This window comes from Enterobacter sp. MF024, from assembly GCF_005843915.1.
Taxonomy (GTDB): domain Bacteria; phylum Pseudomonadota; class Gammaproteobacteria; order Enterobacterales; family Enterobacteriaceae; genus Enterobacter; species Enterobacter barmai.
In genome coordinates this window covers 508,318-533,442 of sequence record NZ_VCBB01000005.1, presented here as the reverse complement: position 1 = coordinate 533,442, position 25,125 = coordinate 508,318, and the positions used below count along the sequence as shown (strand labels likewise).

25 protein-coding genes, 2 tRNA genes and 1 other annotated feature are annotated in these 25,125 nt (G+C 56.0%); of the genes, 13 read left to right on the top strand and 14 right to left on the bottom strand.

Annotated features, from left to right (window positions below):
* Positions 1 to 4: 4 nt before the first annotated feature.
* Positions 5 to 1,771 carry an aminopeptidase P family protein gene (locus FFB58_RS11880; protein ID WP_138369981.1) on the top strand — a complete coding sequence of 589 codons (1,767 nt, stop codon included), beginning with the start codon at positions 5 to 7 and terminating at the stop codon, positions 1,769 to 1,771.
* Positions 1,772 to 1,856: 85 nt separating this feature from the next.
* Here FFB58_RS11880 and FFB58_RS11875 read toward each other — a convergent pair.
* From FFB58_RS11875 to FFB58_RS23155, 3 genes are all read right to left on the bottom strand, one after another.
* Positions 1,857 to 1,932, bottom strand: a tRNA-Asn gene (locus tag FFB58_RS11875).
* Positions 1,933 to 2,012: 80 nt separating this feature from the next.
* A complete protein-coding gene (locus FFB58_RS11870; RefSeq protein ID WP_039030227.1) occupies positions 2,013 to 3,488 on the bottom strand; it encodes an EmmdR/YeeO family multidrug/toxin efflux MATE transporter in 1,476 nt (491 codons plus the stop codon).
* A 94-nt stretch (positions 3,489 to 3,582) separates the two neighbouring features.
* A complete protein-coding gene (locus FFB58_RS23155) occupies positions 3,583 to 3,675 on the bottom strand; it encodes a DUF5951 family protein (protein WP_223073807.1) in 93 nt (30 codons plus the stop codon).
* 6 nt (positions 3,676 to 3,681) lie between these two features.
* Here FFB58_RS23155 and FFB58_RS11865 point away from each other — a divergent pair.
* Positions 3,682 to 3,757, top strand: a tRNA-Asn gene (locus FFB58_RS11865).
* A gap of 110 nt (positions 3,758 to 3,867) precedes the next feature.
* On the opposite strand, the gene FFB58_RS11860 is transcribed toward FFB58_RS11865, so the two are convergent.
* The 4 genes from FFB58_RS11860 to dacD form a co-directional block, all read right to left on the bottom strand.
* Positions 3,868 to 4,203, bottom strand: coding sequence for a DUF496 family protein (locus FFB58_RS11860; protein WP_039030228.1), 336 nt, complete (start codon positions 4,201 to 4,203; stop codon positions 3,868 to 3,870).
* A gap of 166 nt (positions 4,204 to 4,369) precedes the next feature.
* Positions 4,370 to 5,428 carry an FUSC family protein gene (locus FFB58_RS11855; RefSeq protein WP_138369980.1) on the bottom strand — a complete coding sequence of 353 codons (1,059 nt, stop codon included), beginning with the start codon at positions 5,426 to 5,428 and terminating at the stop codon, positions 4,370 to 4,372.
* Positions 5,429 to 5,530: 102 nt separating this feature from the next.
* Positions 5,531 to 6,004, bottom strand: a complete 474-nt coding sequence (sbmC, locus tag FFB58_RS11850; protein WP_039030230.1) for a DNA gyrase inhibitor SbmC — start codon at positions 6,002 to 6,004, stop codon at positions 5,531 to 5,533.
* Positions 6,005 to 6,125: 121 nt separating this feature from the next.
* The gene (dacD, locus tag FFB58_RS11845) at positions 6,126 to 7,292 is read right to left on the bottom strand and encodes a serine-type D-Ala-D-Ala carboxypeptidase DacD (protein ID WP_039030231.1); all 1,167 of its coding nucleotides are present in this window, start codon (positions 7,290 to 7,292) and stop codon (positions 6,126 to 6,128) included.
* A gap of 210 nt (positions 7,293 to 7,502) precedes the next feature.
* On the opposite strand from dacD, the gene sbcB reads away from it, so the two are divergent.
* The gene (sbcB, locus tag FFB58_RS11840; RefSeq protein WP_138369979.1) at positions 7,503 to 8,927 is read left to right on the top strand and encodes an exodeoxyribonuclease I; all 1,425 of its coding nucleotides are present in this window, start codon (positions 7,503 to 7,505) and stop codon (positions 8,925 to 8,927) included.
* 87 nt (positions 8,928 to 9,014) lie between these two features.
* On the opposite strand, the gene FFB58_RS11835 is transcribed toward sbcB, so the two are convergent.
* The 4 genes from FFB58_RS11835 to FFB58_RS11820 all read right to left on the bottom strand — a co-directional run bounded on the left by FFB58_RS11835 (position 9,015) and on the right by FFB58_RS11820 (position 12,438).
* A complete protein-coding gene (locus FFB58_RS11835) occupies positions 9,015 to 10,373 on the bottom strand; it encodes an APC family permease (RefSeq protein ID WP_039030232.1) in 1,359 nt (452 codons plus the stop codon).
* Positions 10,363 to 10,425, bottom strand: coding sequence for a membrane protein YoeI (gene yoeI / locus FFB58_RS23150; protein WP_138370007.1), 63 nt, complete (start codon positions 10,423 to 10,425; stop codon positions 10,363 to 10,365). Before yoeI ends, FFB58_RS11835 begins: the two co-directional genes overlap by 11 nt.
* A 218-nt stretch (positions 10,426 to 10,643) precedes the next feature.
* Positions 10,644 to 11,573, bottom strand: a complete 930-nt coding sequence (locus FFB58_RS11825) for a LysR family transcriptional regulator (RefSeq protein WP_138369977.1) — start codon at positions 11,571 to 11,573, stop codon at positions 10,644 to 10,646.
* 40 nt (positions 11,574 to 11,613) lie between these two features.
* Complete coding sequence (locus FFB58_RS11820) at positions 11,614 to 12,438, bottom strand: SDR family oxidoreductase (RefSeq protein WP_138369976.1); 825 nt, start codon at positions 12,436 to 12,438, stop codon at positions 11,614 to 11,616.
* Between the two features lie 174 nt (positions 12,439 to 12,612).
* Between FFB58_RS11820 and hisL the strand changes: the two genes are divergently transcribed.
* The 9 genes from hisL to hisIE all read left to right on the top strand — a co-directional run bounded on the left by hisL (position 12,613) and on the right by hisIE (position 19,918).
* Entirely contained in the window at positions 12,613 to 12,663 is a 51-nt protein-coding gene (gene hisL / locus FFB58_RS11815; protein WP_001364200.1) for a his operon leader peptide, read from the top strand.
* Positions 12,639 to 12,762, top strand: a sequence feature (His leader region). Its footprint overlaps the gene before it by 25 nt.
* 45 nt (positions 12,763 to 12,807) lie before the next feature.
* Positions 12,808 to 13,707: an ATP phosphoribosyltransferase gene (gene hisG / locus FFB58_RS11810; protein WP_039030235.1), complete on the top strand. Its 900-nt coding sequence runs from the start codon at positions 12,808 to 12,810 to the stop codon at positions 13,705 to 13,707.
* Between the two features lie 94 nt (positions 13,708 to 13,801).
* A complete protein-coding gene (gene hisD / locus FFB58_RS11805; protein ID WP_138369975.1) occupies positions 13,802 to 15,106 on the top strand; it encodes a histidinol dehydrogenase in 1,305 nt (434 codons plus the stop codon).
* Positions 15,103 to 16,164 carry a histidinol-phosphate transaminase gene (gene hisC / locus FFB58_RS11800; protein WP_138369974.1) on the top strand — a complete coding sequence of 354 codons (1,062 nt, stop codon included), beginning with the start codon at positions 15,103 to 15,105 and terminating at the stop codon, positions 16,162 to 16,164. The genes hisD and hisC overlap by 4 nt, the downstream gene beginning before the upstream one ends.
* On the top strand, positions 16,161 to 17,228 hold the full coding sequence (hisB, locus tag FFB58_RS11795) for a bifunctional histidinol-phosphatase/imidazoleglycerol-phosphate dehydratase HisB (protein WP_039030238.1): 1,068 nt from the start codon (positions 16,161 to 16,163) through the stop codon (positions 17,226 to 17,228). The genes hisC and hisB overlap by 4 nt, the downstream gene beginning before the upstream one ends.
* Positions 17,228 to 17,818, top strand: a complete 591-nt coding sequence (gene hisH, locus FFB58_RS11790) for an imidazole glycerol phosphate synthase subunit HisH (RefSeq protein WP_138369973.1) — start codon at positions 17,228 to 17,230, stop codon at positions 17,816 to 17,818. Before hisB ends, hisH begins: the two co-directional genes overlap by 1 nt.
* The gene (hisA, locus tag FFB58_RS11785; protein ID WP_138369972.1) at positions 17,818 to 18,555 is read left to right on the top strand and encodes a 1-(5-phosphoribosyl)-5-[(5-phosphoribosylamino)methylideneamino]imidazole-4-carboxamide isomerase; all 738 of its coding nucleotides are present in this window, start codon (positions 17,818 to 17,820) and stop codon (positions 18,553 to 18,555) included. The genes hisH and hisA overlap by 1 nt, the downstream gene beginning before the upstream one ends.
* Positions 18,537 to 19,313 (top strand): imidazole glycerol phosphate synthase subunit HisF, encoded by a 777-nt coding sequence (hisF, locus tag FFB58_RS11780; protein WP_039030241.1) that lies wholly within the window; start codon positions 18,537 to 18,539, stop codon positions 19,311 to 19,313. The genes hisA and hisF overlap by 19 nt, the downstream gene beginning before the upstream one ends.
* Complete coding sequence (hisIE, locus tag FFB58_RS11775) at positions 19,307 to 19,918, top strand: bifunctional phosphoribosyl-AMP cyclohydrolase/phosphoribosyl-ATP diphosphatase HisIE (RefSeq protein ID WP_039030242.1); 612 nt, start codon at positions 19,307 to 19,309, stop codon at positions 19,916 to 19,918. Before hisF ends, hisIE begins: the two co-directional genes overlap by 7 nt.
* Positions 19,919 to 19,962: 44 nt before the next feature.
* Here hisIE and wzzB read toward each other — a convergent pair whose 3' ends face one another.
* The gene (gene wzzB, locus FFB58_RS11770; RefSeq protein ID WP_138369971.1) at positions 19,963 to 20,943 is read right to left on the bottom strand and encodes an LPS O-antigen chain length determinant protein WzzB; all 981 of its coding nucleotides are present in this window, start codon (positions 20,941 to 20,943) and stop codon (positions 19,963 to 19,965) included.
* A 194-nt stretch (positions 20,944 to 21,137) separates the two neighbouring features.
* Between wzzB and FFB58_RS11765 the strand changes: the two genes are divergently transcribed.
* Complete coding sequence (locus FFB58_RS11765; RefSeq protein ID WP_138369970.1) at positions 21,138 to 22,142, top strand: NAD-dependent epimerase; 1,005 nt, start codon at positions 21,138 to 21,140, stop codon at positions 22,140 to 22,142.
* Positions 22,143 to 22,188: 46 nt separating this feature from the next.
* On the opposite strand, the gene ugd is transcribed toward FFB58_RS11765, so the two are convergent.
* A complete protein-coding gene (ugd, locus tag FFB58_RS11760) occupies positions 22,189 to 23,355 on the bottom strand; it encodes a UDP-glucose 6-dehydrogenase (RefSeq protein ID WP_039030245.1) in 1,167 nt (388 codons plus the stop codon).
* A gap of 252 nt (positions 23,356 to 23,607) precedes the next feature.
* Positions 23,608 to 25,014 (bottom strand): NADP-dependent phosphogluconate dehydrogenase, encoded by a 1,407-nt coding sequence (gene gndA, locus FFB58_RS11755; RefSeq protein ID WP_039030246.1) that lies wholly within the window; start codon positions 25,012 to 25,014, stop codon positions 23,608 to 23,610.
* Positions 25,015 to 25,125: the final 111 nt, after the last annotated feature.

Here is a 25,125-nt window from a genome sequence, read left to right as displayed (position 1 = left end):
AGTTATGCAAACCACATCACCGCTATCCGCCCTGCGCCAGTGGCTGGAAACCCAGGCGCTGGATGGCATTATCGTGCCGCGCGCCGATGCCTTTCAGAGTGAATATTGCCACCCGCACGACGATATTCTCGCCTGGCTGACCGGCTTCGACGGCTCGGCGGGCCACGCCCTGATCCTGCGCGATCGCGCACTGCTGTTTGTCGACGGACGTTATCAGGTTCAGGCCCGTGAACAGGTTAATCTGGCCGAGGTTGAGATCCTGCACCTGCACAACGATCCGCTGGCGGACTGGTTGCAGCAGAACGTGGCGGCAGATACCCGAATCGCTTTTGAAGCGATGCTGATGACCAACGCCCAGTACGAAGCGCTGAACGCCAGCCACTGCGAGCTGGTCGCCCTGAATGACTCCCCGTTCGATCTGCTCTGGCAGGATCGTCCGGCCCAGCCTGTGGGTGCCATCCGCGAAATGCCGTTGGAGATCAGCGGCGAGAGCAGCGCCGATAAACGCCAGCGCGTGGCCGCCATCCTGGCAAAACAGAACGCCGATTATCTGGCCATCACTCAGCCGGACAACATCGCCTGGCTGCTCAACGTGCGCGGCAGCGATATCCCGATGAGCCCGGTGCCAAACTCGTTTGCCCTGCTGAGCCACGAGGGTGCGGTGGAGTGGTTTGTCACGCCAGAGAAAACCCGCGGACTTCCGTCCGCGCTGCTGGAGAGCCTGACGTTATCGCCTGAAGCAGATTTCCTGACGCGCAGCCAGCAACTTTGTGTGGGTAAACGACTTATGATTGATGCCGATACAGCGCCTGTCGCCCTGTGCTTTGCCGTTCAATCGCAGGGCGAGATCGTCTGGCACGCCGATCCGATCACCGCGATGAAAGCACACAAAAACCCTGTCGAGCTGGCGGGCTACCGCGACAGTCACCATCAGGATGGCGTGGCATGGGTCAACTTCCTTGCCTGGCTGGCGCATGAGGTGCCGCGTCGCGAAGCCGCTGGCAACCCGATTACCGAACTGGAGGCCCAGGCGCAGCAGCTTATCTTCCGCCAGCAGCGGCCGGGCTTTATCGAACAGAGTTTTGCCACCATATCCGCCTCCGCCGGCAACGCGGCGATGTGCCACTACCACTCCAGCGAGCAGACCAATACCGCCATCACCCGCGCGCATTTTTACCTCAACGATTCCGGCGGGCAGTATCACAACGGCACCACCGACGCCACGCGCACTCTGGCTTTCGGTCCGCTGAGCGAGCAGTGTCGACTGCATTACACTGCGGTGTTGAAAGGCTTTTTATCGCTCATTTCCCTGCAATTCCCGACCGGGACATGCGGGCATCAGATTGATGCTTTTGCGCGGTCTGCGCTGTGGGAGCTGGGGCTCGATTTTGATCATGGCACCGGACATGGCGTCGGCCACCAGTTGCTGATCCATGAAAATCCGCAGCGGATCGCGAAGAAGGTCAACCCCTGGCCGCTGGTGGCAGGCAATATCATGACTATTGAGCCGGGCTATTATCTGGCCGATGCGTACGGTATCCGCATTGAAAACCAGGTGGAGGTGGTAGAAAGCGTGCCGGGCTTCTGCCGCTTCGCGTCGCTGACGCTGGCCCCGATTGATCTGAGCCAGGTGCAGCTGGCGCTGCTCAGCGATAAGGAGATTAAGTGGCTGAATGATTACCACCACCGGGTACGCGAGGCGCTCTCGCCGCACGTTAGCAGTGAGGCCCGTCCGTGGCTGATCGCGGCAACGGCGCGCGTGCACCGGTAGCCTGTACTCGCCCTCTCCTGGCGGAGAGGGCAATCAGAAAAAGCAAAAAGCCCGCTTAAGTTTCCTTAAGCGGGCTTCTTAAATATGGCTCCTCTGACTGGACTCGAACCAGTGACATACGGATTAACAGTCCGCCGTTCTACCGACTGAACTACAGAGGAATCGTGTGAACGGGGCGAATATTAGCGATGCCACCTGGCGATGTCAAAGGCAGAATGCAGTTTTTGCATCGTTTGCCGATTTATTCCCCAGTTTGCACATTCGCTATCCGTTCCTCGGGGATTACCGCCGCATTTTCACGCGCGGGTCGCGGATATTTCCACAGCCAGCGTCCGCTGACCATGCGCCAGTAGAACAGCGCGCCACGTACCGCCCAGTCGAGGAACATCCCCAGCCAGACACCCACCACGCCCATACCCAGCATGATCCCCAGGGTATAACCGGCCACCACGCGACAGCCCCACATCCCGAGCATAGAGACCCACATGGCAAAGCGGGCATCGCGCGCCCCTTTCAGCCCGGCAGGCAGCACCCAGGACGCCGCCCAGATCGGCATAAAGGCGGCGTTAAGCCAGATAAGGATCACCACCACGTCCTTAACGTCCTGCTCATGGGTATAGAACGACGCCAGCAGGCTGGCGAACGGCGCGGTGCCCCAGGCAATGGCGGTAAGCCCGATCGTCGAGAGCCAGAAGACGTGGCGCAACTGGCGCTCAGCCTGGCCGATCTGCCCTTTCCCGAGCCGTTTACCGGTGATGATAGTGGAAGCGGAACCCAGGGCGTTACCCGGCAGGTTGATCAATGCGGCGATGGAAAAGGCGATAAAGTTACCGGCGATGACGTCGGTCCCCATCCCGGCCACAAACATCTGGGTCAACAGTTTGCCGCCGTTGAACAGCACCGACTCAATACTGGCGGGCACGCCGATGCCCATCACTTCCCAGATAATGGCGAAGTTGAGCGGCTTGAAATAGCTTTTGAGGCTGATACGCAGTGCCGGATTAAAACCAACCGCCAGCACCACAATAATCGCGATGGCACCGATATAGCGGGAGATCGTCAGCCCCAGACCGGCCCCGACAAACCCGAGCCCGTCCCAGGAGAAAATCCCGTAGATCAGCACGCTGCTGATCATGATGTTGAGGATGTTCATCCCGCCGTTAATCAGCAGCGGAATTTTGGTATTCCCTGCCCCACGCAGCGCCCCGCTGCCAATCAGCGCAATGGCCGCTGCCGGGTAGCTGAGCACCGTCATTTCAAGATACGACAGCGCCAGGGCTTTCACCTCGCCGGTGGCCTCACCGGCAACCACATTGATGATCTCTTCGCCGAAATAGTGGATCACCGCCGCCAGCACAATGGAGAACAGGGTCATGATCACCAGCGACTGTCTGGCAGCCGCCCGGGCCCGGCGCGGATCGCGCTTACCGAGGCTAAAGGCTACCACCACCGTGGTACCCAGATCGATGGCCGCAAAGAAGGAGATGATGACCATATTGAAACTGTCGGCCAGCCCCACGCCCGCCATCGCCTCTTTACCGAGCCAGCTCACCAGGAAGGTGCTGAGCACGCCCATCAGCAGAACGCAGGTATTTTCCAGAAAAATAGGCACGGCCAGGGGGGTGATTTCGCGCCAGAAGAGAACTTTGTAGCTCTTACGTTTGCTATACCAGCGCGTGCGCATCACGGCCTGGCGTAAAGCGGAGGTGACGTTCAAAATGGACCTTAGAGAGAGAGTTGAAACTACATTTCAAATAATGAGGGAGAAATGCAGATCCTGCAAAGTATTTCCCACAAAAATATGTTGGTAATTACGACAAACTGATGACAGAATCGGCAGTTGAACAATCCTGGCTAAGATCAGGTTTGACAAAAGTTTTTTCGCCGCTAAGATAACGCTCCACAACGATTCCTCTGTAGTTCAGTCGGTAGAACGGCGGACTGTTAATCCGTATGTCACTGGTTCGAGTCCAGTCAGAGGAGCCACATTTAAGAAGCCTGCTTTCGAGCAGGCTTTTTGCTTTTCCGGGGCGGGTAAACGGCGGCCAAAAAAAAGCCCCCCGACAGGTCGGAGGGCTTAGTCTGTTCAGCGGCGATTATTCGCCTTTGACTTCAGCGTGCTTCATCTCGCCCATCACTTTCAGCTTTTTCGAGATTTCACGACGTTCTTTAGAGATCTCAGCGTTTTTGATGATGTAGTCGTCTACGCGGTCTTCGTAGTCGCTTTTCATGCTGGCAATGATGCCCTGGATTGCTTCAACGCTCATGCCTGGTTTGATGTAATCGCTCAGGTTGTCCAGCAGCAGAACTCGCTTCTGGTTGTCACGGATCTTCTTCTCAACGTCCTGGATTTCACGTTGCAGTTTGTTCTTGCGGCGGAACAGGCGGACGAATTCCAGAACATCCTGGAACGAAGGCTTAGTAGTTTCCATTTTTACACCCCTGATAATGTGAGATTCGGATTCGTTTAAACAACCGCTATGGCATTAACTTACTGATAGCGATTGCTGATGACAATAATTTTTCCTTTGTCCCTATCATAACCTCAATTTCTGCTGAATCGAAGCAGCAGACAACGCAACCGCGCATAGCCGCTTTTTATTTGCGCAGTGCCCGGCAGATAAGATGTGACAGTAATTCCAGCTGGCGGGCAAGTTCCATGCTCAACCATACATAGCCGTGAATGGGCGTTTCCGCCACGTTTTCACTGCGGTGATCGTTCATCAGCTGACGCAGCTCGGCAACAATTTCATTCAGCCGCTCGGTGTTGGCCAGTATGGGCTGCGGATTGCCTTCGTAAAGCGCATGGGCGATGGTGAGCAGCGTTTGCTGAGTCATCTGTTGCGTCTCTTTGAGGGTCCTGGCATTCAGCATCACAAAATGGCTGGCCCGGGAGGACCAGTGCGCGTTGATCTGCAGTTCGAGCATGCAGACCAGGTTGCGGCTGACGGTCTGGATCGCCTCGAAGATGGCTCGCTGAATATGGGTCTCTTTGCTGGCCGGGGTAATCAGGCCACGCATTTTTACCACGTCGTTGAGGATGGTTTGCAGGTGCTTTTCCAGCCGCGGACGCTCAACCAGGTTGGGTGAAAAGCCCGCCTGGTAGACCCGGTTAAAGGCGGTAACGTAGTTCGCCATCTGGATACGCCAGTGTAAAAACGCCCGCTGCGGCCAGATGCCGGTAAACAGCATCGCCAGCAGGGAACCGAGGATAACGTCGCCGCTTCGCCACAGCGCAGTCTGCATGTCCCCGGTCGGCGCGCCAATGACCACCGCGAGGGTGATGCCGATAAGCAGCGCCTGGTAAGGGCGTTTACCCAGCGCCAGCCAGCCGCAGAGGAACATGGCCACCGCGCACCACAACAGCATCAGCGGTAGAGAGATAAGCTCCAGCTTCAGGGCAATTAACCCCAGCGCCGAGCCCAGAATGGTGCCGCCAATACGCTCGTACGCGCGCGGAACCACGTTCCCCCAGAAAGAGATGGGCCCCATGATGACCACCAGGGTGATCAGCGGCCATGTTCCTTCCGGCACGTCCAGCAGACGCACCAGTAAGAAGGTGAGGATAAACGCCAGTGCGATACGGCAGCCGTGTACGGTGCGGTAATGACGATACAGTCGAATTTCAAAAGGTGTCAGAGACTTGTCGGGGCGCACAGGCTCTCCAGCTTTACGGCAAACCCTGATTGTACTGCGTTTTCTGCCGGAGTTGTGCCCCCCGGCAGAAAAACCCTGGAAAGAGTAAGAATTAGTGGCCTCTTACGCGATACGGTTCTGAACAGGAATAAACATCTCAATATCCCAGAAACCGTCGGCATTGCCGTCATTCAGATAGCGTTCAAAGCAGGCTTTTGGCGCGATCTGGTAATCGACATCTTCAAGCAGGCTATCGAAAAACAGGTTCCACGGGGTGGCGAAATCGTGGTTCTCGACGCGGGCTTTCGCCACCGCGTAGTCGCCCTCTGCCACTTCGGTGAGGATCACCCCTTCGCTGTTAGGTGGGATAACAAAATCGTCCGGCACGGTGACAACCGTGTCGCAGCGCAGCTTTTCAGCAGGAACTTCATCGGGATTATCGTAGTAAACCGCCACCCACTCCAGGGGTTGGATCTGACGCCCTTCCACCCACATCATCAGTTGCTCAAAACCCTGCTTAACGGTTTGTTCCCATGGGCCAACCATATGAAAACCGGCAATTTTGCGTTTATTCTGGTGCGTGATGCTGTAGTCCATGCTGCCTCCGACTGTTTACTGTATATATATACACTGTAATGCAGAGAAAAGCGGTTTAACAATGATGAACTGTTTATTATGCGAGCAGGCTCGCACAGTCGCCAGCCTGCTCCTTCATACGTTATGCTTTATGATGCAGATAATCGCTCAGACGCGAGAACATCCCGCCTTTACCGACGCTTTCCAGCGTCACCAGCGGCCAGTGGGCCACGACTTTATCGCGATCGTATAGCTCGATCTCCCCGACCCGCTGATGGGCGGCAATCGGCGCTTCCAGCTCTTTCTTGTCCAGCACGTATTTGGCCTTAATGTTCGGCACCTCCGCCTTCGGCAGCGCCAGCCAGAAATCCTGATCGGTGCCGAGTGAAATACGCTCCTTATCGCCGTACCAGATGCGCTCGTTGCCCACCTGCTTGCCGTTACGCAGGATCTGCACGGTATCGAAATTCTGCTGTCCCCAGTGGAGAAGTTTGCGCGCCTGATCCTCGCGACCTTTCGGGCTTTCGGCTCCCATCACGACGGCAATCAGACGGCGCTCACCGTCAACGGCGGAGGCGATCAGGTTAAAGCCGGCGCCGGAGGTGTGCCCGGTTTTCAGGCCATCCACGCTGAGCGACTTATCCCACAGCAGGCCGTTACGGTTCTGCTGGGTGATGCCGTTCCAGGTCAGGCTCTTTTCGCTGTACATGTGATAAAACGCCGGCTCGCCGTGGATGATGGCACGGGAGAGCACCGCCAGGTCGAAGGCGGAGCTGTGCTGGCCCGGCGCATCAAGACCGTGGACCGTTTCAAAATGGGTATCGCGCAGATTCAGCTTTTTGACGTAATCATTCATCATCGTGACGAACTGCGGCTGCCCGCCCGCCACATAGTCGGCCAGCGCCACGCAGGCGTCGTTGCCGGAGTCAACAATCAGGCCGCGGCTAAGGTCGCGCACGGAAACGCGCTCGCCCGCTTTCAGGAACATCAGCGAGGAGCCGTCAAAGACCGGATTGCCCTTTGCCCAGGCGTCCTGCCCCACGGTGACCATGTCTTCCGGCGTGATACGGTGGCTGTCGATAGCGCGATCGACCACATACCCCGTCATCAGCTTGGTCAGGCTCGCCGGATTGCGCTGCTGGTGTTCATTGCCCGCCGTTAAAATTTGCCCCGTCGTATAGTCCATCAGCACCCAGGATCCCGCCTGGATAGCCGGCGGCTGCGGCGCATAGTTAATTGGGTCGGCAGCCAGCGCGGATGAAATGCTCAAAGTGAGTAAAGAAACAGCAATAAACAGACGGCGTTTCAACGGTGTATCCTCAGGTCGTTTAAAATCGTTGACCTTTTTACGGAACTTTTCAGGTTGATTCCTGGATTAATTGCAAAAAAATGTGACAGTACGCATAGTTTTCCCGGACGATGCTTCGCAAATTTGCACGGTTACAGCGCATTTCCTTCGGCGTGCCAGGCCGGATGGTTTACCATAGTGAGGTCACTCATAAACAGGATGGTATTACTGGTGTCTGACTCCGCCGCGCGCCCTACATTTTTATTTCACGATTACGAGACCTTTGGCACCAGCCCGTCGCTGGATCGCCCCGCTCAGTTTGCCGCAATCCGCACCGATGAAGATTTCAACGTTATCGGCGAGCCGGAGGTGTTTTACTGCAAACCGGCCGATGACTATTTACCCCAGCCTGGCGCGGTGATGGTGACCGGCATCACGCCGCAGGAAGCCCGCGAGAAAGGGGTGAATGAGGCAGAGTTCGCCCGTCGTATTCACGACCTGTTCACCGTGCCCAACACCTGCGTAGTGGGCTACAACAACGTGCGCTTCGATGACGAAGTGACCCGCCATATCTTCTACCGTAACTTCTACGATCCCTATGCCTGGAGCTGGCAAAACCGTAATTCACGCTGGGATCTGCTCGACGTAATGCGCGCCTGCTACGCCCTGCGCCCGGAGGGGATCAACTGGCCTGAGAACGACGACGGACTGCCCAGCTTCCGCCTGGAGCATCTGACCCGCGCAAATGGCATTGAACACAGCAACGCCCACGACGCCATGGCGGATGTGTATGCCACCATTGCGATGGCGAAGCTGGTGAAGACCCGGCAGCCGAAGCTGTTCGAGTACCTGCTCAGCCATCGCAGCAAGCAAAAATTAACCACCCTGATTGACGTACCGCAGATGAAGCCGCTGATGCATATCTCCGGCATGTTTGGTGCCTGGCGCGGCAATACCAGCTGGGTCGCCCCTCTGGCCTGGCATCCGGAAAACCGCAACGCGGTGATTATGGTGGATCTGGCGGGTGATATCTCCCCACTTCTGACCCTCGACAGCGACCAGCTTCGTGAGCGGCTGTACACGCCGAAAGAGGCGCTGGGCGAGGATGCCGCCGTGCCGGTGAAGCTGGTGCATATTAACAAGTGTCCGGTGCTGGCGCCTGCCAACACCCTGCGCCCGGAAGATGCTGAGAGGCTGGGAATCGACAGGCAGCGCTGCCTGGCTAACCTGAAATTGCTCCGGGATAATCCGCAGGTGCGCGAAAAAGCGGTGGCGATTTTTGCCGAAGCAGAGCCGTTCATCCCCTCAGAGAACGTCGATGCCCAGCTCTACAACGGCTTTTTCAGCGATGCGGACCGCAATGCCATGAACATCGTGTTAAAGACCGATCCCCGCAACCTGCCCGCGCTGGATATCACCTTTGTGGATGAGCGCATCAGGAAGCTGATGTTTAACTACCGCGCCCGTAATTTCCCCGGCACGCTGGATGAGGCCGAGCAGGAGCGCTGGTTACAGCATCGCCGCAACGTCTTTACGCCGGAGTATTTGCAGGCTTACGCGCAAGAGCTGGAGATGCTCTACGGTGAGTATGAAGGCAACGCGGAGAAGCAGGCGCTGTTGAAGGCGCTGTATCAGTATGTGCAGGAAATTGTGTAAGTTCAGGGCATAAAAAAACCGGAGGCGATGTTCTCCGGTTTTTTTTGCTTTGCCCGGCGGCGCTACGCTTGCCGGGCTCAGGATTTGTTATGCAACGTCTTCGTACTGAGGAACCGGGTTGCGGAAGCTTTTGGTCACGCAGGCCAGGTAAATCAGGCCGATACCACCCCAGATCAGACCCAGAACCATGGAGCTCTCTTCCAGGTTGACCCACAGTGCGCCAACGGTCAGCGCGCCACAGACTGGCAGTACCAGATAGTTGAAGTGGTCTTTCAGCGTTTTGTTGCGCTTCTCACGGATCCAGAACTGAGAGATCACGGAGAGGTTAACAAAGGTAAAGGCAACCAGCGCACCGAAGTTAATCAGGGCAGTCGCGGTAACCAGGTCGAAGTTGATGGCCAGCAGCGCAATCGCACCGACCAGCAGCACGTTCCATGCCGGGGTACGCCATTTCGGATGAACATAACCGAAGAAGCGAGTCGGGAACACGCCATCGCGACCCATCACGTACATCAGACGAGAAACGCCTGCGTGCGCCGCCATACCGGATGCCAGAACGGTGACGCTGGAGAAGATCAGCACGCCCCACTGGAAGGTTTTACCGGCAACATACAGCATAATTTCTGGCTGTGACGCGTCCGGATCTTTGAAGCGAGAGATATCCGGGAAGTACAGCTGCAGGAAGTAAGACGCGCCAATAAAGATCACGCCGCCCAGCAGCGCCGTCAGGAAGATGGCACGCGGGATCACACGCTCAGCGTCTTTGGTCTCTTCAGACAGAGAAGAGATACCGTCAAAGCCCAGGAACGAGAAGCACAGGATTGTCGCACCGGTGATCATCGGCACAACGTGCGCGCCTTCAGACCAGAACGGACGTGAGCTTACCAGCGTACCTGCACCTTCACCGTGGGAAACCCCGTAGATGATCAGACCGACAATCACCGCCACGATACCCATCTGCAGGATAACGATCAGGGTGTTGAAGTTAGCAACGGTCTTGATGCTGCGCAGGTTAGAGATGGTCATAAAGGCCACCAGCGCCACAACGAAGATCCACGACGGTACGGAAGGCACCAGCGCTTCGAAGTAAATCTTTGCCAGCAGAATGTTGATCATCGGCATGAACAGGTAGTCCAGCAGGGATGACCAGCCCACCATAAAGCCAACGGCCGGGCTAATGGATTTCTGAGCATAGGTGTACGCAGAGCCTGCGGACGGGAAGCGGCGAACCAGCTTGCCGTAGCTCAGCGCAGTAAAGAGAATCGCGACCAGCGCAAAGGCATACGCCGTTGCAACGTGACCGTCAGTGAGGCCTGATACAATACCGAATGTATCAAACAGCGTCATCGGCTGCATATAGGCAAGGCCCATCATAACAACCGGAATCAACGTAAGCGTTTTACGTAATTCCACGCGAGAGGTTTTTGGAGTTGCGTTATGCGACATAGTTATTCTCCTTTACGGTGAATACCGCCACGTAAGCGAATGATTGCCCCATTTCTTTCTTCCTCAGCGACAACAACTGTCGGATTTTAGTAAATATCTATCCGGTACGAAGCCCGGCCTCTTGGATTTAAATGATTTTCTTACATGCAAAAAAAAATAACCGACGCCTTTTATATCGTCGATTATTTATATGTTTGCAGCGGCGCATTTTGCCCTGGTTTGGGACGAAAAGGCAAGAGTGCATAGGCCCCGTGCAACAAAAAATTCATACTAATCGCTTGATTTATCGGCTTCGCTTTGCCCATAAACCGCAGCAATAGCACTATTTGCCAAAATTTCCTGCCGCCACCATGCACTCGCCAGCCCAGCGGTCTGCTCATTCCAGCCGATCCATACGGAATCATAGCTGGATTGCGTCATCACCTGCTTCTCAATTAACGCCCCGCTCTCAATAAAGCGCTGAGCTAAATAACGGGGCAGATAACCGCAGCCCAGGCCGCTTATTTGCAGTTCCAGTTTGGTTTTAAAATCGAAGACGGTGATGGCTTCCTGATCGTCAAGCAGCTGTGATGAGGCTGTGCAATCTGGAAGTGAGTTATCGCCCACCACAATGGCGCGGTAGCTTTTAATGACCCGACGGTTAACCGGCTCCGGCTCCTGGGCCAGAGGATGGTGCGGCGCGATGACGAATACCTGTTCCAGTTGTCCAAGACAGGCAAAACCAAAATCGCTGATCCGGGGCGGCTCATGTAACGCGCCAACGACGATATCCGCCCGCCCCTGCACCAGCGCTTCCCACGATCCCGCCAGCACGCCGTTGATAAACTTAAGCCGGGTGACGCTGTGATGCTGATAGAAGGCTTCAATTAACGGCGCCAGCAGTGAAAAAGGGAAAGTGTCGTCTACGCCGATAATCAGCTCGTTTTCCCAGCCCTGATGCAGCTTAACGGCCTGTTTTTCCAGCTCACGCACGGAATGCAGCACTTCCCGTCCTTTTTCCAGCAGCATCTGTCCGGTGCGGGTAAACCGCGCCCGATGGCCGGTACGGTCGAGGATCTGAATATTGAGGTCGCTTTCTAGCTTATGGACGGTGTAGCTGAGGGCGGAGGGCGTTTTGAAGAGCTTCGCCGACGCCGCAGCAAAGCTCCCCTCTTTTTCCAGTGCATCAAGGATTATAAGGACATCCAGCAGCGGTTTCATGCTCACCCCCTTGTGGTGCGCCTACGCTCCGCCAGCGGCATTACTCCATTGGCATAACCAGCGGATCGGGAAAGAGATACTCAAATCCCAGTTCATGACAGATGCGGTTCCCATCAATCAATTTGCCCTTCCCCTCTCCGGGGGCATCGTGGAAGTGCGGTGGCTCCAAACCAAGCTGACGGGCCATCACCGGATAGAATGTACTGCGTGTTGGATGAGAGGGCGCACATATATTATAGATGTGCCCGCCCTTTGGAGCCTGCAATAGCAGAGTAATCGCGTTAATTACATCCTCCAGATGGACCAGATTGACGCCATGCTGTCCATCAGGCGCTGATTTTCCGGCAAAAAAACGTCCCGGATGACGGCCCGGGCCTACCAGCCCTGCCAGACGTAATATATCCACCTGTGTGCCGGGTAAATTATGCAGCCAGTCCTCCAGCTCTTTTAAAACACGCCCGCTGGCCGTTACCGGCTGGCGCGGCATATTCTCTTTGACGGCACCTTCGACATCGCCATATACCGAGGTTGAGCTGGTGAAAATAATGCGCGGAATATGATGGGCCAGGGCGCTGTCGACAATTTCCTGCACGGCCTGCAGGTAATAGTTTTCCCCCGGACCTGTGCGACGCGCCGGTAAGGTAATGACCAGCGCATCGACATTCATCAGGGCATCCAGGTCATCGGCGTCGCACACCAGTTCCGGCTCCAGGCGCAACTCCACGCTCTCAATGCCGCACATTCGCGCCGCTTCGACGCCATCTGCGGTGGTTTTACTGCCGGTAACGTGCCAGCCCCGCGCCTGTAACGACATGGCCAGCGGCATTCCAAGCCATCCCAGACCGACAATTGCGACCTTTTTCATGCGTTTTCTCCTGACTTTTACGCCTCTGCTGTAAGGCTACGCCAGCCACGCGGAACTGACAATTGATAGCGCCAATATGAAATCATTTAATGATAAAAAAAAGCCCTTGCTTTATGTAGCGCAAGTGGTTTAGGTTAAACGACATCATATGAATAAGCATTCATCGAGAATTTTATGACACGCGTTCAATTTAAACACCACCATCATCACCATCATCCTGACTAGTCTTTCAGGCGATGTGTGCTGGAAGACATTCAGATCTTCCAGTGGTGCATGAGCGCAAGAAAAAGCCCCCGGAAGATCATCTTCCGGGGGCTTTTTTTTGGACCGTATTCAGGCAAGTTACAACAGGATCATGAGGAACCGACAATGTTAGATAATTCACGTTTACGCATAGCTATGCAGAAATCAGGTCGTCTTAGCGACGATTCCCGCGAACTGCTGGCGCGCTGCGGCATAAAAATCAACCTGCACACCCAGCGCCTGATTGCGCTGGCAGAGAATATGCCGATTGATATTCTGCGCGTGCGTGACGACGACATTCCGGGCCTGGTCATGGACGGCGTGGTGGATCTGGGCATCATCGGCGAAAACGTGCTGGAAGAAGAGCTCCTGACCCGCCGCGCGCAGGGCGAAGACCCGCGTTACTTCACGCTGCGTCGTCTGGACTTTGGCGGCTGCCGCCTGTCGCTGGCCACCCCGGCTGACGAAGCCTGGGACGGCCCGGCCGGGCTGAACGGTAAGCGTATCGCCACCTCCTACCCTCACCTGCTGAAGCGTTACCTCGATCAAAAAGGCGTGCAGTTTAAATCCTGCCTGCTGAATGGTTCTGTTGAAGTCGCGCCGCGTGCCGGTCTGGCTGACGCGATTTGCGATCTGGTCTCCACCGGCGCAACGCTGGAAGCTAACGGCCTGCGCGAAGTGGAGGTGATTTACCGCTCCAAGGCCTGCCTGATCCAGCGCGACGGCGACATGCCGGAAGCCAAACAGCAGCTGATTGACCGCCTGCTGACCCGTATCCAGGGCGTGATCCAGGCGCGCGAATCCAAGTACATCATGATGCACGCGCCAACCGAACGTCTGGATGAAGTGATTGCCCTGCTGCCGGGCGCCGAACGCCCAACCATTCTGCCGCTGGCAGGGGATCAGCAGCGTGTGGCGATGCATATGGTCAGCAGCGAAACCCTGTTCTGGGAAACCATGGAAAAACTGAAAGCGCTGGGCGCCAGCTCTATCCTGGTGCTGCCGATCGAGAAGATGATGGAGTAATTCCACTTTTGCTGCCCGGTGGCGCTGACGCTTACCGGGCCTACGGGTCTAGTAGGCCGGATAAGCAATGCGCATCCGGTAAAAGGAAAATGATATGAGCTTTAATACCCTCATCGACTGGAACACCTGCGACGCAGAGCAACAACGCGCGCTGCTGATGCGCCCGGCTATTTCCGCCTCGGAGAGCATCACCCGCACCGTGGCGGAGATCCTGGACAATGTAAAAGCCCGCGGCGACGATGCCCTGCGGGAGTACAGCGCGAAATTCGACAAAACCGAGGTTGGCGCGCTGAAGGTGAGCGAGCAGGAGATCGCCCTGGCTGCGGCACGTCTGAGCGATGAATTAAAGCAGGCGATGGCCGTTGCGGTGCAGAACATTGATACCTTCCACACCGCCCAGCAACTGCCCGCCGTCGACGTGGAAACGCTGCCCGGCGTACGCTGCCAGCAGGTGACCCGTCCGGTCGACTCGGTGGGCTTGTATATTCCGGGTGGCTCCGCCCCGCTCTTCTCTACCGTGTTGATGCTGGCGACGCCTGCCCGTATCGCCGGCTGTCGGAAAGTGGTGCTCTGCTCGCCGCCGCCGATTGCCGATGAGATTCTGTATGCCGCTCAGCTGTGCGGCGTGCAGGAGGTCTACAAGGTTGGCGGGGCACAGGCCATCGCGGCGCTGGCGCTGGGTACCGAATCCGTTCCGCGCGTGGATAAAATTTTTGGCCCGGGCAACGCCTTCGTCACCGAAGCCAAGCGCCAGGTCAGCCAGCGGCTGGACGGTGCGGCCATCGACATGCCGGCCGGTCCGTCGGAAGTGCTGGTCATCGCCGACAGCGGTGCAACGCCGGATTTCGTGGCCTCTGACCTGCTCTCTCAGGCCGAGCATGGCCCGGATTCACAGGTGATCCTGCTGACGCCGGATGCGGATATGGCAAAACGGGTCGGCGAAGCCGTGGAACGCCAGCTCGCGGATCTGCCCCGCGCAGAAACTGCCCGTCAGGCGCTCTCTGCCAGCCGCCTGATTGTGGCCCGGGATCTTGACCAGTGCATCGCCATTTCTAACCTGTATGGCCCGGAGCACCTGATCATTCAGACCCGCAACGCCCGTGAACTGGTCGACAGCATCACCAGCGCCGGTTCGGTATTCCTCGGCGACTGGTCCCCGGAATCCGCAGGGGATTACGCCTCCGGCACCAACCACGTGCTGCCTACTTACGGTTATACCGCGACCTGCTCCAGCCTGGGACTGGCGGATTTCCAGAAGCGCATGACCGTGCAGGAACTCTCCCGCGAGGGCTTTGCCAGCCTGGCGGCCACCATTGAAACGCTGGCCGCCGCCGAACGTCTCACCGCCCACAAAAATGCCGTGACGCTGCGCGTTGCCGCCCTGAAGGAGCAAGCATGAATATTGAAGAGTTAGCCCGCGAGAACGTTCGCGCCCTGACCCCGTATCAGTCTGCCCGCCGCCTGGGGGGCAATGGCGATGTCTGGCTGAACGCCAATGAATTTCCGACGCCTGTCGCCTTTGAGCTGACCCAGCAGACACTGAACCGCTACCCGGAGTGCCAGCCGAAAGCGGTGATCGAAAACTACGCCGCCTATGCTGGCGTGCAACCGGAGCAGGTGCTGGTAAGTCGCGGCGCAGATGAGGGTATCGAACTGCTGATCCGTGCCTTCTGCGAGCCGGGCCAGGACGCGGTGCTCTACTGCCCGCCGACCTACGGGATGTACACCGTGAGCGCCGAAACCTTCAACGTTGAGCTGCGCAAGGTGCCCTCTCTTGAAAACTGGCAGCTCGATTTGCAGGGTATCGCCAATAATCTCGACGGCGTGAAGGTGGTGTTTGTCTGCAGCCCGAACAACCCCACCGGCCAGCTGATTAACCCCCAGGACATTCGCGCCCTGCTGGAGATGACCCGCGGCAAAGCCCTGGTGGTCGCCGATGAAGCCTATATTGAGTTCTGCCCGCAGGCGACGCTGGCCGGGTGGCTGGCTGAGTATCCGCACCTGGTGATCCTGCGTACCCTGTCAAAAGCCTTTGCCCTTGCCGGGCTGCGCTGCGGCTTTACGCTGGCGAATAAAGAGGTGATCGATCTGCTGATGAAGGTGATTGCGCCCTATCCGCTCTCGACCCCGGTGGCGGATATCGCTGCTCAGGCCCTTGCGCCAGCGGGAATTACCGCCATGCGCGCTCGGGTGGCGCAGATCGTTGCCGAGCGCGAGTATCTCGTCAGCGCGCTGAAAAACATCGCCTGCGTTGAGCAGGTTTTCGAGTCAGATACCAACTATATTCTGGCGCGCTTCACCGCCTCGAGTGCAGTATTTAAATCTTTGTGGGATCAGGGCATTATCCTTAGAGACCAGAACAAACAACCCTCTTTGAGTGGCTGCTTACGTATCTCCGTGGGCACCCGGGAAGAGAGCCAGCGCGTTATCGACGCCCTGAATGCGGAGAAAGTATGAGCCAGAAGTACCTCTTTATCGATCGTGACGGCACCATCATTTCAGAACCACCCACGGATTTTCAGGTCGATCGTTTCGACAAGCTGGCGTTTGAAGCCGACGTTATTCCTGTGCTGCTTAAGCTGCAGAAGGCCGGTTTTAAGCTGGTGATGATCACCAATCAGGACGGTCTGGGCACCGACAGCTTCCCCCAGGCCGATTTTGACGGTCCGCACGATCTGATGATGCAGATCCTCTCTTCACAGGGCGTGGCGTTTGATGAAGTGCTGATCTGCCCGCACTTACCCGCAGACAACTGCGACTGCCGTAAGCCGAAGGTGAAGCTGGTTGAGCAGTACCTCGCCGAAGCGGCGCTGGATAAAGCCAACAGCTACGTGATTGGCGATCGCGCCACCGACATTGAGCTGGCCACCAACATGGGCATCGCGGGCCTGCGCTACAACCGCGATACCCTCAACTGGGCGATGATTGGCGAGCAGCTGACCAGACGCGACCGTTTCTCCCACGTTGAGCGCAACACCAAAGAGACGCAGATTGACGTGAAGGTGTGGCTGGATCGCGAAGGCGGCAGCAAGATCCACACCGGCGTCGGCTTCTTCGATCATATGCTGGATCAGATCGCCACCCACGGCGGATTCCGCATGGAGATCGGCGTAAAAGGCGATCTCTACATTGACGATCACCACACCGTGGAAGATACCGGCCTGGCGCTGGGCGAAGCGCTGAAGCTGGCGCTGGGCGACAAGCGCGGGATCAACCGCTTTGGCTTTGTGCTGCCGATGGACGAGTGCCTGGCCCGCTGCGCGCTGGATATCTCTGGCCGTCCGCACCTCGAATACAAAGCCGACTTTACCTACCAGCGCGTGGGCGACCTCAGCACCGAGATGGTTGAGCACTTCTTCCGCTCCCTCTCCTATACCATGGGCCTGACGCTGCACCTGAAAACCAAAGGCAAGAACGATCACCACCGCGTGGAGAGCCTGTTTAAGGCCTTTGGCCGCACCCTGCGCCAGGCCATTCGCGTGGAAGGCGATACCCTGCCGTCGTCGAAAGGAGTGCTGTAATGAACGTGGTGATCCTCGATACCGGCTGCGCCAACCTTAACTCTGTAAAATCCGCCATCGCCCGTCACGGCTACGACCCGCTGGTCAGCCGCGATCCGGATGTGGTCCTGCGCGCCAGCAAACTCTTTTTACCGGGCGTCGGTACGGCGCAGGCGGCGATGGATCAGATCCACCAGCGTGAGCTGGTCGAACTGATTAAAGCCTGTACCCAGCCGGTGCTGGGGATTTGTCTGGGGATGCAGCTGCTGGGCCGTCGCAGTGAAGAGTCTAACGGCGTGGATCTGCTGGGCATTATTGATGAAGACGTGCCAAAGATGACCGATCACGGTCTGCCGCTGCCGCACATGGGCTGGAACCGCGTCTACCCGAAGGCGGGCGATCGCCTGTTCCGCGGGATCGAGGACGGGGCGTACTTCTATTTCGTGCACAGCTATGCGATGCCGGTTAACGCCCACACCATCGCCCAGTGCCACTACGGTGAACCTTTCACCGCCGCAGTGCAGAAAGATAACTTCTACGGCGTGCAGTTCCACCCGGAGCGTTCCGGTGCCGCAGGGGCGCAGCTGCTGAAAAACTTCCTGGAGATGTAATGATTATTCCCGCTTTAGATTTAATCGACGGCACGGTTGTCCGTCTTCACCAGGGCGACTACGGCCAGCAACGCGACTATGGCAACGATCCGCTGCCACGGCTGCAGGACTATGCCGCTCAGGGTGCAGAAGTGCTGCACCTGGTTGACCTGACCGGCGCGAAAGATCCTGCCAGACGGCAGATCCCATTGCTGAAAAAACTGGTCGCGGGCGTGAACGTCCCGGTCCAGGTTGGCGGCGGCGTGCGTACAGAAGAGGACGTGGCGGCGCTGCTCGACGCGGGCGTGGCGCGCGTGGTGGTAGGCTCTACGGCAGTAAAAGATCCGGAGACGGTAAAAGGCTGGTTCAGACGCTTCGGTGCCGACGCGCTGGTGCTGGCGCTGGACGTGCGTATCGATGACCAGGGACAAAAACAGGTTGCGGTCAGCGGCTGGCAGGAGAACTCCGGCGTGACGCTGGAAGCACTGGTGGATCTCTATCTGCCGGAGGGGCTGAAGCATGTCCTCTGCACCGATATATCCCGTGACGGCACGCTGGCGGGCTCTAACGTGTCGCTGTACGAAGAGGTTTGCGCCCGTTATCCGCAGGTGGCGTTCCAGTCCTCAGGCGGCATTGGTGATTTAAATGATATCGCGGCCCTGCGTGGTACGGGCGTTCGTGGGGTTATCGTTGGTCGCGCCCTGCTGGAAGAAAAATTTACTGTGACGGAGGCGATTCAATGCTGGCAAAACGGATAATTCCTTGTCTCGACGTGCGTGATGGTCAGGTCGTGAAAGGCGTGCAGTTCCGCAACCACGAAATCATCGGTGATATCGTTCCCCTGGCTAAACGCTATGCGGAAGAAGGGGCTGACGAACTGGTCTTCTATGACATCACCGCTTCCAGCGATGGACGCGTGGTGGATAAAAGCTGGGTCGCGCGCGTCGCGGAAGTGATCGACATTCCTTTCTGCGTGGCGGGCGGGATTAAATCGGCGGAAGATGCAGCCAAAATTCTCTCCTTCGGCGCGGATAAGATCTCCATTAACTCCCCTGCCCTGGCCGACCCCGAGCTGATCACCCGCCTGGCGGACCGCTTCGGCGTGCAGTGCATTGTGGTCGGGATCGATACCTGGTTTGACGAGGCTACCGGCAAGTATCACGTCAATCAGTATACCGGCGACGAGAGCCGCACCCGCGTGACCCAATGGGAGACGCTGGACTGGGTGCAGGAAGTGCAGAAGCGCGGTGCGGGAGAGATCGTGCTGAACATGATGAACCAGGACGGCGTGCGTAACGGCTATGACCTGGCGCAGCTGAAAAAAGTGCGCGAAGTATGCCACGTGCCGCTGATTGCCTCGGGTGGCGCAGGCACAATGGAGCACTTCCTGGAAGCCTTCCGCGATGCCGACGTTGACGGCGCGCTGGCGGCCTCGGTGTTCCACAAGCAAATTATTAATATTGGTGAGTTAAAAACGTTCCTGGCGAATCAGGGCGTGGAGATCAGGGTATGTTAACAGAGCAACAACGTGCGCAGCTGGACTGGGAAAAAACCGACGGCCTGATGCCGGTGGTGGTGCAGCACGCGGTGTCCGGTGAAGTGCTGATGCTGGGCTATATGAATCAGGACGCCCTGGCGAAGACCCTCGACAGCGGCAAAGTGACCTTCTTCTCACGCACCAAACAGCGTCTGTGGACCAAAGGCGAGACCTCCGGCCATTTTCTGAATGTGGTGAGCATCACCCCGGACTGCGATAACGATACCCTGCTGGTGCTGGTTAACCCTATCGGACCAACCTGCCATCTCGGTACCAGCAGCTGCTTTGGCGACGCCAGCCACCAGTGGCTGTTCCTGTATCAGCTGGAGCAACTGCTGGCGGAACGCAAAACCGCTGACCCGCAGAGCTCCTACACTGCGAAGCTCTATGCCAGCGGCACCAAGCGCATCGCGCAGAAGGTCGGTGAGGAAGGTGTTGAGACAGCCCTGGCCGCCACCGTGAACGACCGGGCCGAGCTGACGAATGAAGCCTCTGACCTGATGTATCACCTGCTGGTGCTGCTGCAGGATCAGGATCTCGATTTAACAACGGTGATTGAGAATCTGCGCCAACGGCATAAATAAAAAAACCGGGGAAACCCGGTTTTTTTTCAGCGGTTGAACCTGTATCAGGCTTTGGCGTTGTAGTTACGCAGCGCGTTGCGGCCTAACACCACACCGGAGCCGATGATGCCGCCGAGCAGTACCGCGAGGATCAGCACGATTGAACGTTTCGGGCTGTCACGGCGGATCGGCAGATCTGGCTTCATCACGTAGCGATAGGCATGGATAGAGGTCGGATCGATTTTCAGCTTCTGAATATCCAGCAGCTTCTGTTTATTCTGGTAGTAGCTATCGGACAGCGTCAGAGGACGCGAAGACTCGTGGGCAATCATGGATTGCAACGCTTCGGTCCCTAAGAGGAACATCGTCTCCTGCGTTACATCCTGGGTCTGCTGAATTTTAGGCGTCGTAATGTTTGCCGCCTCGGCGTACTTCAGCGCTTCGGTAATCTGTCTGATACGCAGGTCTTTCTGCTCCTGAGCAATGGTCTCCTGGTTACCCAGAACGTCCTTCAGGGTCAGAACCTGCTGCTTGATGTTGTCGTTGAGATCAACTTCAAGCTCTTTTTGAATTTGCTCATCTACCTGCTGAATGTATTTCGCCACCTGCTTTTGCGCCGCTTCAGCCGAACCATTTACGTAGCTGATGCTCAACGGCAAAGGCTGGCCTTTCACTGATTGTTCAATGATCAGCTTTTCAGGAATGTCCTGGTTTTCCAGCGTCTGGGACAATGCGGAGAAAGAGGCGTTATAACGGGTAATCACGCTCTCCTGAATATCCGTTAATTTCGGCGCATTAGCACCGTAGAGAATGTTCAGCGCGTTGCTATAACCACCAATCTGGGCTGCATCGGGCTGGGTAATAATTGCGGTAGACGTCCACTTCTCTTTGGCAAAAGCCAGGTACACTCCAGCAAGAATCAGTGCGAGGGCGATAAACGCAGCAACGATCCATTTTCCCCGCCACAGCTGGACAACAAGATCAATCAAATCAATCTGCTCAGGGTCACTGCTTCGCGTGACCACGTTATTGTTGTTGTGAGTCATATAGTCCTTAGAATGCAAATAAGCGCAAAGAATAAAGTTTGAGATATAGTTTATCGATTGTTTTCGGATTATCTATAGGAATCCGATGAGCGATATCGAAAATATGATGTTTGGTAACCCTGCGCATCGCGTTATCATACCCCAAATCCGGTACTTAACGCACCGGACATGATAAGTAACAGATGAGGACAGTTATGAAATTTCTGGTCACTGGCGCAGCGGGCTTTATCGGCGCACATGTCAGCAAGCGGCTCCTGGATGCCGGGCATCAGGTTGTAGGTATCGACAACCTCAATGACTATTACGATGTGAACCTGAAGCAGGCGCGTCTTGATCTTTTGACATCCGCGAACTTTACCTTCCATAAGCTCGATCTGGCTGACCGTGAAGGCATGGCCACGCTCTTCGCCGATGAAAAATTCGATCGCGTCATTCATCTCGCCGCCCAGGCAGGCGTGCGCTACTCCCTGGATAATCCTCACGCTTACGCAGAAGCCAACCTGGTTGGTCATCTGAACGTGCTGGAAGGCTGTCGCCACAATAAGGTGCAGCACCTGCTGTACGCCTCTTCAAGTTCGGTTTACGGCCTGAACCGTAAAATGCCTTTCTCGACCGATGATTCCGTAGACCACCCGGTATCGCTCTACGCCGCGACCAAAAAAGCCAACGAGCTGATGTCGCACACCTACTCCCATCTGTACGGCCTGCCGACCACCGGCCTGCGCTTCTTTACCGTATACGGTCCGTGGGGCCGTCCGGATATGGCGCTGTTTAAATTCACCAAAGCCATGGTTGAAGGCAAGAGCATCGATGTTTATAACTTCGGTAAAATGAAGCGCGACTTCACCTACATCGATGATATCGCCGAGGCAATTGTTCGCCTGCAGGATGTGATCCCACAGGCTGACAGCCAGTGGACGGTGGAGTCAGGTTCCCCGGCCACCAGTTCAGCGCCTTATCGCGTCTATAACATCGGTAACAGCTCACCCGTTGAGCTGATGGACTACATCACGGCGCTGGAAGAGGCCTTAGGCATCGAAGCGGACAAAAATCTGATGCCGATCCAGCCAGGCGACGTCCTGGAGACCAGTGCGGATACGACTGCGCTGTATGAGGTCATCGGCTTTAAGCCGCAGACATCGGTGAAAGACGGCGTGAAGAACTTCGTTGACTGGTATCGCGACTTCTATAAGGTTTAAAAAAAAGCCCGGCATTATCGCCGGGCTTTTTTCTTTTACAGCATAATCAGTCGCTGCCAAACAGATCGCGGGTATAGACCTTATCCGCCACGTCAGACAACTCTTCCGCCATCCGGTTGGAGATAATCACATCCGCTTCTTTTTTGAAGGCATCCAGATCGCGAACCACACGTGAATGGAAGAATTCATCTTCCTTCATCACCGGTTCATAAATAATAACCTGGACGCCCTTCGCCTTAATACGCTTCATAATCCCCTGAATGGAGGACGCACGGAAGTTATCCGAGCCGCTCTTCATGATCAGACGGTACACGCCCACTACTTTCGGCTGACGCGCCAGAATGGAGTCGGAGATAAAGTCTTTACGCGTGCGGTTCGCATCTACAATCGCAGAGATTAAGTTATTCGGTACCGCCTGATAGTTTGCCAACAGCTGCTTGGTGTCTTTCGGCAGGCAATAGCCACCATAACCGAAGGATGGGTTGTTATAGTGATTACCGATACGCGGATCGAGGCAGACGCCTTCGATGATCTGACGAGTGTTCAGCCCCAGGCTCTCTGCATAGCTGTCCAGTTCGTTAAAGTAGGCGACACGCATTGCCAGATAGGTGTTAGCAAAGAGTTTGATGGCTTCCGCTTCCGTCGCATCGGTAAACAGCACATCAATGTTCTGTTTGATAGCGCCTTCCTGCAGCAGCGCAGCAAAGCGTTCCGCACGCTCTGAGCGCTCACCAATGACGATACGGGATGGGTGCAGGTTATCGTACAATGCCCTGCCCTCACGCAAAAATTCTGGTGAGAAAATGACATTATCGATACCCAGCTCTTCTTTGATCGACTGAGTGAAGCCAACAGGAATGGTTGATTTGATGATCATCACGGCATTTGGGTTAATCGCCGTTACGTCTTTGATCACCGCTTCTACACTGGAAGTATTGAAGTAGTTGGTTTTAGGATCGTAATCAGTTGGCGTCGCAATGATGACAAAATCCGCACCACTGTAGGCATCAACTTTGTCCGTCGTGGCGCGGAAGTTCAGTGGCTTGTTGCTCAGGTAATCCTGGATCTCTTTATCTACAATTGGGGAGATCTTCTGGTTAAGCATATCAACCTTGGCCTGCACGATATCCAGTGCGACCACTTCGTGGTGCTGTGCAATCAGGATCCCGTTGGAGAGACCCACATAACCTGTTCCGGAGATTGTTATTTTCATTGAGTTAACTTCTTTAGATTGAGTGTCCGGGAGCGACGACCGCCCCACCGCAATAAGCAACTTTTGGGGTTTTTACCTCGTATGCTGAGTTGATGTCAAGGCGAATGGCTGGCTGCAGAAAGGCGTGATTACAGTGATTTATGCTGCAGTATAACCTGTCGGATGAATCAGGCGAGGTAATGCAGGGGATTACGCATAAAAAAAGCCCGGTGATGTTCACCGGGCTTCGCTACATGACTGAGTTAAATCAGATTAATCCAGCCACTCAGTGTGGAACACACCTTCTTTATCAGTACGCTTATAGGTGTGCGCGCCGAAGTAGTCACGCTGCGCCTGGATCAGATTGGCAGGCAGTACGGCCGCACGGTAGCTGTCGTAATAAGCAACGGCTGCGGAGAAGGTTGGAACCGGAATACCGTTCTGTACCGCATAAGCCACGACGTCACGCAGCGCCTGCTGGTAATCGTCAGCGATTTGCTTGAAGTACGGAGCCAGCAGCAGGTTAGCGATGTCTGCGTTTTCAGCGTAAGCATCGGTGATTTTCTGCAGGAACTGAGCACGGATGATGCAACCGGCACGGAAGATCTTCGCGATCTCGCCGTAGTTCAGGTCCCAGTTGTTCTCGTCAGACGCAGCGCGCAGCTGTGAGAAGCCCTGAGCGTAAGAGACGATTTTGCCCAGATACAGCGCACGGCGCACTTTCTCGATGAATTCAGCTTTATCACCTGCCACTTTCGGCTGCGGTCCGGTCAGCACTTTAGAAGCCGCCACACGCTGCTCTTTCAGGGAAGAGATATAACGCGCGAAGACGGATTCAGTGATCAGTGACAGTGGCTCGCCCAGATCCAGGGAGCTCTGGCTGGTCCATTTACCGGTACCTTTGTTTGCCGCTTCATCAAGGATCACATCGACCAGATATTTACCGTCTTCATCTTTCTTGGTGAAGATGTCTTTGGTGATGTCGATCAGGTAGCTGCTCAACTCACCGTTGTTCCAGTCGGTGAAGGTCTGCGCCAGCTCTTCGTTAGTGAGGTTCAGGCCGCCTTTCAGCAGAGAATAGGCCTCTGCGATCAGCTGCATATCACCGTATTCGATACCGTTATGAACCATCTTCACATAGTGACCCGCACCGTCTGGACCGATATAGGTCACGCACGGCTCACCGTCTTCAGCAACGGCAGCAATTTTGGTCAGGATAGGCGCAACCAGCTCATAAGCGTCTTTCTGACCGCCAGGCATAATAGATGGCCCCTTCAGCGCGCCCTCTTCACCACCGGACACGCCGGTACCGATGAAGTTGAAGCCTTCAGCAGAAAGTTCGCGGTTACGACGGATGGTGTCGTGGAAGAAGGTGTTGCCGCCATCAATGATGATGTCGCCTTTTTCCAGGTACGGCTTCAGAGAGTCGATGGCAGCATCGGTGCCGGCGCCTGCTTTCACCATTAACAGGATACGACGAGGCGTTTCCAGGGATTCAACAAACTCCTGAACCGTATAGAAAGGAACGAGTTTTTTGCCTGGATTCTCGGCAATCACTTCTTCAGTTTTATCACGGGAGCGGTTGAAAACGGAGACGGTATAACCACGGCTTTCGATGTTCAGCGCCAGGTTGCGCCCCATCACTGCCATACCGACAACGCCGATCTGTTGTTTGGACATTACATACTCCTGTCAGGTGTGTTTAAGACAATTCTACATCGCGAATCACAATAACAAAATCATCTTTTTTTTAACAAATAAAAATTAGCGATAAGAGTGATTACAGCCACT

Excerpts from the sequence above, each read along its gene's own strand:
- FFB58_RS11880 (WP_138369981.1), top strand. The coding sequence starts at position 5 with ATGCAAACCACATCACCGCTATCCGCCCTGCGCCAGTGGCTGGAAACC.
- FFB58_RS11860 (WP_039030228.1), bottom strand. The coding sequence starts at position 4,203 with ATGGAAACTACTAAGCCTTCGTTCCAGGATGTTCTGGAATTCGTCCGC.
- sbmC (WP_039030230.1), bottom strand. The coding sequence starts at position 6,004 with ATGGACTACAGCATCACGCACCAGAATAAACGCAAAATTGCCGGTTTT.
- FFB58_RS11835 (WP_039030232.1), bottom strand. The coding sequence starts at position 10,373 with ATGTCGCATAACGCAACTCCAAAAACCTCTCGCGTGGAATTACGTAAA.
- FFB58_RS11825 (WP_138369977.1), bottom strand. The coding sequence starts at position 11,573 with ATGAAACCGCTGCTGGATGTCCTTATAATCCTTGATGCACTGGAAAAA.
- FFB58_RS11820 (WP_138369976.1), bottom strand. The coding sequence starts at position 12,438 with ATGAAAAAGGTCGCAATTGTCGGTCTGGGATGGCTTGGAATGCCGCTG.
- hisG (WP_039030235.1), top strand. The coding sequence starts at position 12,808 with ATGTTAGATAATTCACGTTTACGCATAGCTATGCAGAAATCAGGTCGT.
- hisD (WP_138369975.1), top strand. The coding sequence starts at position 13,802 with ATGAGCTTTAATACCCTCATCGACTGGAACACCTGCGACGCAGAGCAA.
- hisC (WP_138369974.1), top strand. The coding sequence starts at position 15,103 with ATGAATATTGAAGAGTTAGCCCGCGAGAACGTTCGCGCCCTGACCCCG.
- hisB (WP_039030238.1), top strand. The coding sequence starts at position 16,161 with ATGAGCCAGAAGTACCTCTTTATCGATCGTGACGGCACCATCATTTCA.
- hisH (WP_138369973.1), top strand. The coding sequence starts at position 17,228 with ATGAACGTGGTGATCCTCGATACCGGCTGCGCCAACCTTAACTCTGTA.
- hisA (WP_138369972.1), top strand. The coding sequence starts at position 17,818 with ATGATTATTCCCGCTTTAGATTTAATCGACGGCACGGTTGTCCGTCTT.
- hisF (WP_039030241.1), top strand. The coding sequence starts at position 18,537 with ATGCTGGCAAAACGGATAATTCCTTGTCTCGACGTGCGTGATGGTCAG.
- hisIE (WP_039030242.1), top strand. The coding sequence starts at position 19,307 with ATGTTAACAGAGCAACAACGTGCGCAGCTGGACTGGGAAAAAACCGAC.
- wzzB (WP_138369971.1), bottom strand. The coding sequence starts at position 20,943 with ATGACTCACAACAACAATAACGTGGTCACGCGAAGCAGTGACCCTGAG.
- FFB58_RS11765 (WP_138369970.1), top strand. The coding sequence starts at position 21,138 with ATGAAATTTCTGGTCACTGGCGCAGCGGGCTTTATCGGCGCACATGTC.
- ugd (WP_039030245.1), bottom strand. The coding sequence starts at position 23,355 with ATGAAAATAACAATCTCCGGAACAGGTTATGTGGGTCTCTCCAACGGG.
- gndA (WP_039030246.1), bottom strand. The coding sequence starts at position 25,014 with ATGTCCAAACAACAGATCGGCGTTGTCGGTATGGCAGTGATGGGGCGC.